The organism is Micromonospora sp. KC723, assembly GCF_004348595.1.
Classification (GTDB): domain Bacteria; phylum Actinomycetota; class Actinomycetes; order Mycobacteriales; family Micromonosporaceae; genus Micromonospora.
This window is the reverse complement of the sequence record NZ_SMKD01000066.1, coordinates 21,937-29,975: the sequence shown is the minus strand read 5'-3', so window position 1 is coordinate 29,975 and position 8,039 is coordinate 21,937. Positions and strand designations below refer to the sequence as shown.

The following is an 8,039-nucleotide window of genomic DNA, read 5'->3' as shown; positions in this document are numbered from 1 at the left end:
ATCTCGATCCGCCTTCGCGTGTGGTTTCCGCCCAGCATTCTGCCGCGCTAGCGTGGCGATCATGGAACAACCTGCGGATCCGCGGGCGGGGCGGCTCTTCGGCGGCAGCGCCCGTGCCCTCGGCGACCTGGCCGTCAGCCCGTTCCGGGCCGACCGGGACCGGATCGTGGCCTCCCCGTTCTTCGCCCGCCTGAACGGCGTCACCCAGGTGGTCAGCCCGGGCGGCTCGGGGCTGCTGGTGCACAACCGGCTCACCCACAGCCTCAAGGTCGCCCAGGTGGCCCGGGCGATCGCCGAGCGGCTCATCGCCGACGACCGGCACCGTGAGCTGCTGGAGAAGCTCGGCGGCTGCGACCCGGACGTGGTGGAGGCCGCCGCGCTCGCCCACGACCTGGGCCACCCGCCCTTCGGGCACCTGGGGGAGCGGGTGTTGGACCGGTTGGCCCGGCACCGGCTCGGGCTGCCCGACGGGTTCGAGGGCAACGCCCAGTCGTACCGGATCGTCACCAGCACGGAGATCCGTGGCGCGGCGACCACCGGCCTCGACCTGACCGCCGCGGTCCGCGCGGCGATGCTCAAGTACCCGTGGACCCGGCTGAACCACCCCGACCCCCATCCCCGGCACCTCACCCCGGCGCCCCGGGGCGCCGCCGTCCCGCCGGACGACCCGGCCAGCGGCTCGGCGAAGTTCGGTGCGTACCGCACCGAGCTGGCGGACCTGCGGCAGGCCCGTGAACCCTTCGCCGGACGCATCCCGGACTGGCAGCAGACCGCCGAGGCGTCGGTGATGGACACCGCCGACGACATCGCGTACGCCATCCACGACGTGGAGGACTTCTACCGGGTGGGTGTGCTCCAGCAGGGGGCGGTGGCCGCCGAGCTGATGGCCTGGCAGCGCGAGAGCGGGCACCTGCGGGCCGTCACCGACGCGGCGCTGGCCGGCGCGGCCCGGCGTCCCGGCTCGGCGATCGAGCGGCTGCGCCGCCAGCTGCACCGCAAGGACGCGTGGGTCGCCGACGACGAGGCGTTCGCCGCCGCCGTCGAGCACGTCCGCCAGGAGCTGGTCGAGGGCCTGCTCGCGATGCCCTTCGACGGCTCGATCGAGGCCGAGCAGTACGTGGCCCGGTTCTCCGCCCGCTGGACCACCCGGTTCATCGACGCGATCACCGTCGTCGCGGAGCCGGACGTCCGCTCCGGTCACGTGCTGCTGGCCCCGGCGCAGTGGCACGAGGTGCAGGTGCTCAAGTTCGTCCACCACCGGTTCGTGTTGGCCCGCCCCGACCTGGCCCTGCACCAGCGCGGGCAGGCCCGGCTGCTGGGCACCCTCGTCGAGGCGCTCTGGGAGTGGCTGCTCGATCCGGAGGAGGAGTCGCGGCTGCCGCGCCGGCTGCACGACCTGGTGGAGCTGGCCGAGGCGGAGCTGCACCCGCGTACCCCGGACCGGATCGGCCGGGCCCGGGGCCGGGCCATCGTCGACTTCGTCGCCCAGCTCACCGACGGGCAGGCGGTGGCCATGCTGGACGCGCTCTCCGGGCGCTCCGGCGCCCTCTGGACCGACGCGTTCGTGCTCTGACGGCCCGCCGGTGTCGCCCGCCTGCCGGTGGCCGCCGTTGCCGACCGCCACCGGCAGGCACCTCAGGCGACCGCCTGCCACCAGCCGTCCACCGGCGGCGGGTCGTCGACCACCACCCGCTCCCCGGGCCGGGGTACGGCGATCCGCACGTCCCGGGCCTTCGCCTCGGCCCAGAGCCGGTCCACCGGCTCGGCCCAGTCGTGCAGGGCGAGGTTGAACGTCGCCCAGTGCACCGGGAGGAGGAGTTCGCCGCGCAGGTCGAGGTGGGCGGCGACGGCCTCCTCCGGGAACATGTGGATGCCCGCCCACGCCCGGTCGTACGCGCCGATCTGCATCAGCGTCACGTCGAACGGCCCGTGCTCCGCGCCGATCTCGGCGTACCCGTCGAAGTAGCCGGAGTCGCCGGTGTAGAAGACCCTGCGGCGCGCGCCGGCGATCACCCAGGAACTCCAGAGCGTCCCGTCACGGCGCAGGCCCCGCCCCGAGAAGTGTTGGGCGGCGGTGGCGGTGATCTCCAGCCCGCCGACCCGGTGGCACTCCGACCAGTCCAGCTCGACGATCCGGTCTTCGGGCACGCCCCAGCGGTCCAGGTGGGCACCGACGCCGAGCGGCACCAGGAACGGCGCGGACTGCCGGCGGGTCAGTTCCCCGACGGTGGCCATGTCCAGGTGGTCGTAGTGGTCGTGGGAGATCAGGATCGCGTCGACCGGGGGCAGTTCGTCGAGGCGTACCGGGGGCTCGTGCAGCCGTCTCGGGCCGAACGAGGCCGACGGGGAGCAGCGGTCGCTCCACACCGGGTCGATCAGCACCCGGTGCCCCTCCAGCTCCACCAGGGCGGAGGCGTGGCCGTACCAGACGACGGCGAGGTCACGGTCGGTCCCGGTGGCGGGGGCCGCGGCCGGGCGCAGCAGTGGCACCGGGGCGCTGGGGCGGCGGCGCTGCTTGCCGAAGGCCAGCTCCCAGAGCAGGTTGCGGCCCGACTCGCCGGTGATCATGGACTGGATCTGGGCCCGGTTGTGGAAGGTGCCGTCGCGGAACTGCGGTGAGCGGGCCGCCCGCTCCGCCCGGGGCCCGGACAGCCGGCCGCCGAGCTGGGCCGGCACGTCCCGCGCCACGTACGCCAGGCCGGCCACGGCGGCCAGCCCCGCCAACCGCCACAGCCGCCCACCGGTGGCCCGGCCCGGTTGCCCGTCCCCTGGTGCCCGCATCGTCCCGCCCCCTCCGTCCTCTCCCGTCGTCCACGGTAGTCACCGTGTCGACGCCGGAGAGGCACTTGATCCCCGATCGAGTATCTTGCCCGTCCGGCCCGCCGTCGCGACCGGGGCAGGCGATCAGTGGAGCGGCGGACGGGACTGCCGACGGACCGGACCCGTGGGTGTGGTCGCGCCGGTGTCGGCAGGGCGGAAGGCGACCTGCCGACGCAGCCGCCGCGCCGCCGCCCCGGCGGCCGCGGCCGTGCCGCCGATGGACCGGACCAGGCCCGGCAGGTCGGGCAGCCAGCCGCCGCGCACCGCCTCGCCGTCGGGGTGGGGCCGGAACACCACACCCTCGGTCGGTGGCACCGGCCGGTCGGTCAGACCGCCGAGGCGCATCAGCGGCCCGACCAGCCTGTCGTAGAGGCCCGGCAGCACGGTGAAACCGACCCGCATGAGCAGGTTGAGCCGGCCCACCGAGATCTCCCGGCGCGGCCGGTCGGCGCAGCCGACGACGGCCCGCGCCACCCGCTCCGGGGTGGTGATCGGCGGCGGTGGCCGGCCGATCCGGCCCACGTAGTTGGCCGCCTGCTGGTAGACCGGGGTGTCGACGCTGCCGGGGGTGACCAGGCAGACGTGCACTCCGGGCAGGTCCCGGGATTCCTGTCGCAGCACCCGGGCCAGGCCGTGCAGACCCCACTTGCTGGTCACGTAGCCGCTCAGGTAGGGCGCGGTGACGTGACCGAGCACCGAGCCGGTGAGGATCAGCGTGCCGCGCCGCGCCGACCGGAAGTGCCGCAGCGCGACCCGCGCGGCCCCGGCGGCGGCCAGCAGGTCGGTCCGGACCACCTGTTCGAAGACCTCCACCGGGATCTCCTCGAACCGCCCGTAAACCATCACGGCGGCGGTGTGCACCCACACGTCGATCCGGCCGAACTCGGCGACCGCGGTGGCGGCCAAGGCGTCGAGCGCGCCGGGTTCGGTGACGTCGGTGGGTACGTCGCGTACCTCGGCGCCGGCCCGCCGGCACTCGTCGCGGACCTGGGCGAGGGTCTCGGGGGAGCGGGCCGCGAGGACCAGACGGTCACCGCGGCCGGCGAACTCCCGGGCGGCGGCGCGGCCGATGCCGCTGCTCGCCCCGGTGAGCACCACCACCCGGCTCACGGCGCGAGCACGACCTTCACGCAGCCGTCCCGCTTCTTCTGGAACATCTCGTACGCCTGCGGCGCCCCGGCGAGCGGCACCCGGTGGGTACGCAGGTCCGCCACGCCCAGCGGGTCGTCGTCGCCGGTGAGCAGCGGCATGATCTCGTCGGTCCAGCGGCGTACGTGGCACTGGCCCATCCGTAGCTGGATTCCCCGGTCGAACATCTCCATCAGCGGCAGCGGGTCCACCTCGCCGCCGTAGACGCCGGTGACCGAGACGGTGCCGCCGCGGCGGACCGCCTTCAACGCGGCCGTGAGGACCGCCAGCCGGTCGACGCCGACCCGGTCGGTCATCGCCCGGGCCAGCGGGTCCGGTAGCAGCCCGGCGGCGGTCTGGGCGATCCTGCCCAGCGGCGCGCCGTGCGCCTCCATCCCGACGGCGTCGATCACCGCGTCCGGGCCGCGCCCGTCGACCAGATCGACCAGGGTACCTGGCACGTCGTCGAGCTGGCTGACGTCGAGCGTCTCGACGCCGTGCCGGCGGGCCATCTCCAGCCGCTCCGGCACCAGGTCCAGCCCGATCACCCGGCCGGCGCCGAGGTGGCGGCCGATCCGGGCGCAGAACTGGCCGACCGGGCCGAGGCCGAAGACCGCCAGGGTGCCGCCGGGCGGGGTGTCGGCGTACCGCACCGCCTGCCAGGCGGTGGGCAGGATGTCGCTGAGGTAGAGGTAGCGCTCGTCCGGACCGTCCTCGGGGATCTTGATCGGGCCGAACTGCGCCTGGGGGACCCGCAGGTACTCGGCCTGCCCGCCGGGGACCGAGCCGTAGAGCGAGGTGTAGCCGAACAGGGCGGCGCCCTTGCCCGTCGAGGTCACCTGGGTGGTCTCGCACTGCGCGTAGAGCTGCCGGGCGCACATCCAGCAGTGCCCGCAGGCGATGTTGAACGGCACGACCACCCGGTCGCCGGGCCTGAGCCGGGTCACCTCGGGGCCGACCTCCTCAACGACGCCCATCGGCTCGTGCCCGAGGATGTCGCCCGGCGTCAGGTACGGCCCGAGCACCTCGTACAGGTGCAGGTCGGAACCGCAGATCGCGGTCGAGGTGATCCGGACGACCGCGTCGGTCGGTTTCTCGATCTTCGGGTCCGGCACCTGCTCCACCCGGACGTCCCGTTTGCCGTGCCAGGTCAGTGCCCTCATGGCCGGTCCCCTCTCCGTGCGTCCCGGGTGTGTGCTACCCGGGCGGGCGGGGTTGAACCGGTCGATCTACCGTCTCGTCGCCGGGCCGCGTCGCCCGCCGGGGCCGCAGGACCACCCTTGACCGGCTCCAACGCGGCACGTGGGGGTGTTCCGGTCGAGGAACACCCCCACGTGCCGCGTCTGGTGATCGCGCACGGCCGGCCGGCCGAGGACCGGCCGGCGGAGCCGGGCTCAGGAGCCCGGCTTGCCGCCGCTCTTGGCGGTCGCCGCGAGGTAGTCGCGGTTGAGCCGGCCGATGGTGTTCAGCGGGATGCCCTTCGGGCAGACCACGGTGCACTCACCGGCGTTGGTGCAACCGCCGAAGCCGGCCTCGTCGTGGGCGTCCACCATGCCGATCACCCGGGTGTAGCGCTCCGGCTGGCCCTGCGGCAGCAGCGAGAGCTGGGTGACCTTGGCGGCGGTGAAGAGCATGCCGGAGCCGTTCGGGCAGGCCGCCACGCAGGCGCCGCAGCCGATGCAGGCGGCCGACTCGAAGGCGGCGTCGGCGTCGGCCTTGGGCACCGGGGTGGCGTGCGCCTCCGGGGCGCTGCCGGTCGGGGCGGTGATGTAACCACCGGCAGCGATGATCTTGTCGAAGGAGCCCCGGTTGACCACCAGGTCCTTGATCACCGGGAAGGCCCGGGCCCGCCACGGCTCGATGTCGATCGTCTCGCCGTCGGAGAACTGCCGCATGTGCAACTGGCAGGCGGTGGTGCCGCGCTGCGGTCCGTGCGCGTCGCCGTTGATCATCAGGCCGCACATGCCGCAGATGCCCTCGCGGCAGTCGTGGTCGAACGCGACCGGCTCCTCGTCGGCGAGGATCAGCCGCTCGTTGAGCACGTCGAGCATCTCCAGGAACGACATGTCCGGAGAGATGTCCTCGACCTGGTAGGTCACCATCCGACCCTTGTCCTCAGGGCCCTTCTGGCGCCAGATGCGCAGGGTCAGATTCACTTGTAGCTCCGCTGCGTGGGGTGGACGTATTCGAACTTCAGGTCTTCCTTGTGCAGCACGGCCGGCTCGCCGGTGCCGGTGTACTCCCAGGCCGCCACGTAGGCGAACCGGTCGTCGTCGCGCTGCGCCTCGCCGTCGGGGGTCTGGTGCTCGGCCCGGAAGTGCCCGCCGCAGGACTCCTCGCGGTGCAGGGCGTCGACGCACATCAGCTCGGCCAGCTCGAAGAAGTCGGCCACCCGGCCGGCCTTCTCCAGCGACTGGTTGAGCCCCTCGCCGTCGCCCGGAACGCGGACCCGCTGCCAGAACTGGTCGCGCAGGGCACGGATCTCGTCGATCGCCTTGCGCAGCCCGGCCTCGCTGCGCTCCATGCCGCAGTGCTCCCACATGATCTGACCCAGCTCACGGTGGAACGAGTCCACCGTGCGGTCGCCGTCGACGGCGAGCAGCCGGGTGATCCGGTCCTCCACGTCGCGCCGAGCCTCCACGGCGGCCGGATGGCTGGCGTCGACGGCCTCGAACGGGCCGGCGGCCAGGTAGTTGGCGATGGTGGCGGGCAGCACGAAGTAGCCGTCGGCGAGACCCTGCATCAGCGCCGAGGCGCCGAGCCGGTTGGCGCCGTGGTCGGAGAAGTTCGCCTCGCCGATCACGAACAGTCCCGGGATGGTGGACTGCAGGTCGTAGTCGACCCAGAGGCCGCCCATCGTGTAGTGCACGGCGGGGTAGATCCGCATCGGGACCTCGTACGGGTCCTCGCCGGTGATCCGCTCGTACATCTCGAAGAGGTTGCCGTACTTGGCCTCGATCGCCTTTCGGCCCAGCCGGTTGATGGCGTCGGCGAAGTCGAGGTAGACGCCGAGCTTGGTCGGCCCGACCCCACGGCCCTCGTCGCAGACGTTCTTCGCGGCCCGGGAGGCGATGTCCCGGGGGACCAGGTTGCCGAAGGAGGGGTAGATCCGCTCCAGGTAGTAGTCCCGCTCGTCCTCGGGGATGTCGCGCGGCGCGCGGTCGTCGCCCTTGGCCTTCGGCACCCACACCCGGCCGTCGTTGCGCAGCGACTCGCTCATCAGGGTCAGCTTCGACTGGTGGTCGCCGGAGACCGGGATGCAGGTCGGGTGGATCTGCGTGTAGCACGGGTTGGCGAAGTACGCGCCCTTGCGGTGCGCCCGCCAGGTGGCCGTGACGTTGCAGCCCTTGGCGTTGGTGGAGAGGTAGAAGACGTTGCCGTAGCCGCCGGAGGCGAGCACGACCGCGTCGGCCATCTCGGTGCTGATCTCACCGGTGACCAGGTCGCGGACGACGATGCCCCGGGCCTTGCCGTCGACGACGACCAGCTCCAGCATCTCGTGCCGGGAGTTCATCTCCACGTTGCCGAGGCCGATCTGCCGCTCCAGCGCCTGGTACGCGCCGAGCAGCAGTTGCTGGCCCGTCTGCCCCCGCGCGTAGAAGGTGCGCTGCACCTGCGCGCCGCCGAAGGAGCGGGTGTCGAGCAGGCCGCCGTACTCGCGGGCGAACGGCACGCCCTGCGCCACGCACTGGTCGATGATGTTGACCGAGACCTCGGCCAGCCGGTGCACGTTCGACTCACGGGAGCGGAAGTCGCCGCCCTTGACCGTGTCGTAGAAGAGCCGGTGGATCGAGTCGCCGTCGTTGCGGTAGTTCTTGGCGGCGTTGATGCCGCCCTGCGCGGCGATGGAGTGCGCCCGGCGCGGGCTGTCCTGGTAGCAGTACGACTTGACCCGGTAACCCTGTTCGGCCAGGGTCGCGGCGGCCGAGCCGCCGGCCAGGCCGGTGCCCACCACGATCACGGTCATCTTGCGCCGGTTCGCCGGGTTGACCAGCTTGGCGGAGAAGCGTCGACGTTCCCAGCGGGTCTCGATCGGACCCTCGGGAGCCTTGGTGTCGGCGATCGGGTCGCCCTCGGTGTAGAGATCCATG

6 protein-coding genes are annotated in these 8,039 nt (G+C 72.9%); 1 reads left to right on the top strand and 5 read right to left on the bottom strand.

What is annotated here, in order from left to right:
• Positions 1–61 precede the first annotated feature (61 nt).
• On the top strand, positions 62–1,573 hold the full coding sequence (locus tag E1165_RS16395) for a deoxyguanosinetriphosphate triphosphohydrolase family protein (protein WP_132392376.1): 1,512 nt from the start codon (positions 62–64) through the stop codon (positions 1,571–1,573).
• 62 nt (positions 1,574–1,635) lie between these two features.
• On the opposite strand, the gene E1165_RS16390 is transcribed toward E1165_RS16395, so the two are convergent.
• The 5 genes from E1165_RS16390 to E1165_RS16370 form a co-directional block, all read right to left on the bottom strand.
• Positions 1,636–2,781, bottom strand: a complete 1,146-nt coding sequence (locus tag E1165_RS16390; protein ID WP_132392374.1) for an MBL fold metallo-hydrolase — start codon at positions 2,779–2,781, stop codon at positions 1,636–1,638.
• Between the two features lie 123 nt (positions 2,782–2,904).
• Positions 2,905–3,930 (bottom strand): SDR family NAD(P)-dependent oxidoreductase, encoded by a 1,026-nt coding sequence (locus E1165_RS16385; RefSeq protein ID WP_132392372.1) that lies wholly within the window; start codon positions 3,928–3,930, stop codon positions 2,905–2,907.
• Positions 3,927–5,111, bottom strand: a complete 1,185-nt coding sequence (locus tag E1165_RS16380; protein ID WP_132392370.1) for a zinc-dependent alcohol dehydrogenase — start codon at positions 5,109–5,111, stop codon at positions 3,927–3,929. Before E1165_RS16380 ends, E1165_RS16385 begins: the two co-directional genes overlap by 4 nt.
• 231 nt (positions 5,112–5,342) lie before the next feature.
• Positions 5,343–6,104 (bottom strand): succinate dehydrogenase/fumarate reductase iron-sulfur subunit, encoded by a 762-nt coding sequence (locus E1165_RS16375; protein ID WP_132392368.1) that lies wholly within the window; start codon positions 6,102–6,104, stop codon positions 5,343–5,345.
• Positions 6,101–8,038: a fumarate reductase/succinate dehydrogenase flavoprotein subunit gene (locus tag E1165_RS16370; protein WP_132392366.1), complete on the bottom strand. Its 1,938-nt coding sequence runs from the start codon at positions 8,036–8,038 to the stop codon at positions 6,101–6,103. The genes E1165_RS16375 and E1165_RS16370 overlap by 4 nt, the downstream gene beginning before the upstream one ends.
• Between the last annotated feature and the right edge of the window lies 1 nt (position 8,039).

Excerpts from the sequence above, each read along its gene's own strand:
- E1165_RS16395 (WP_132392376.1), top strand. The coding sequence starts at position 62 with ATGGAACAACCTGCGGATCCGCGGGCGGGGCGGCTCTTCGGCGGCAGC.
- E1165_RS16390 (WP_132392374.1), bottom strand. The coding sequence starts at position 2,781 with ATGCGGGCACCAGGGGACGGGCAACCGGGCCGGGCCACCGGTGGGCGG.
- E1165_RS16380 (WP_132392370.1), bottom strand. The coding sequence starts at position 5,111 with ATGAGGGCACTGACCTGGCACGGCAAACGGGACGTCCGGGTGGAGCAG.
- E1165_RS16370 (WP_132392366.1), bottom strand. The coding sequence starts at position 8,038 with ATGGATCTCTACACCGAGGGCGACCCGATCGCCGACACCAAGGCTCCC.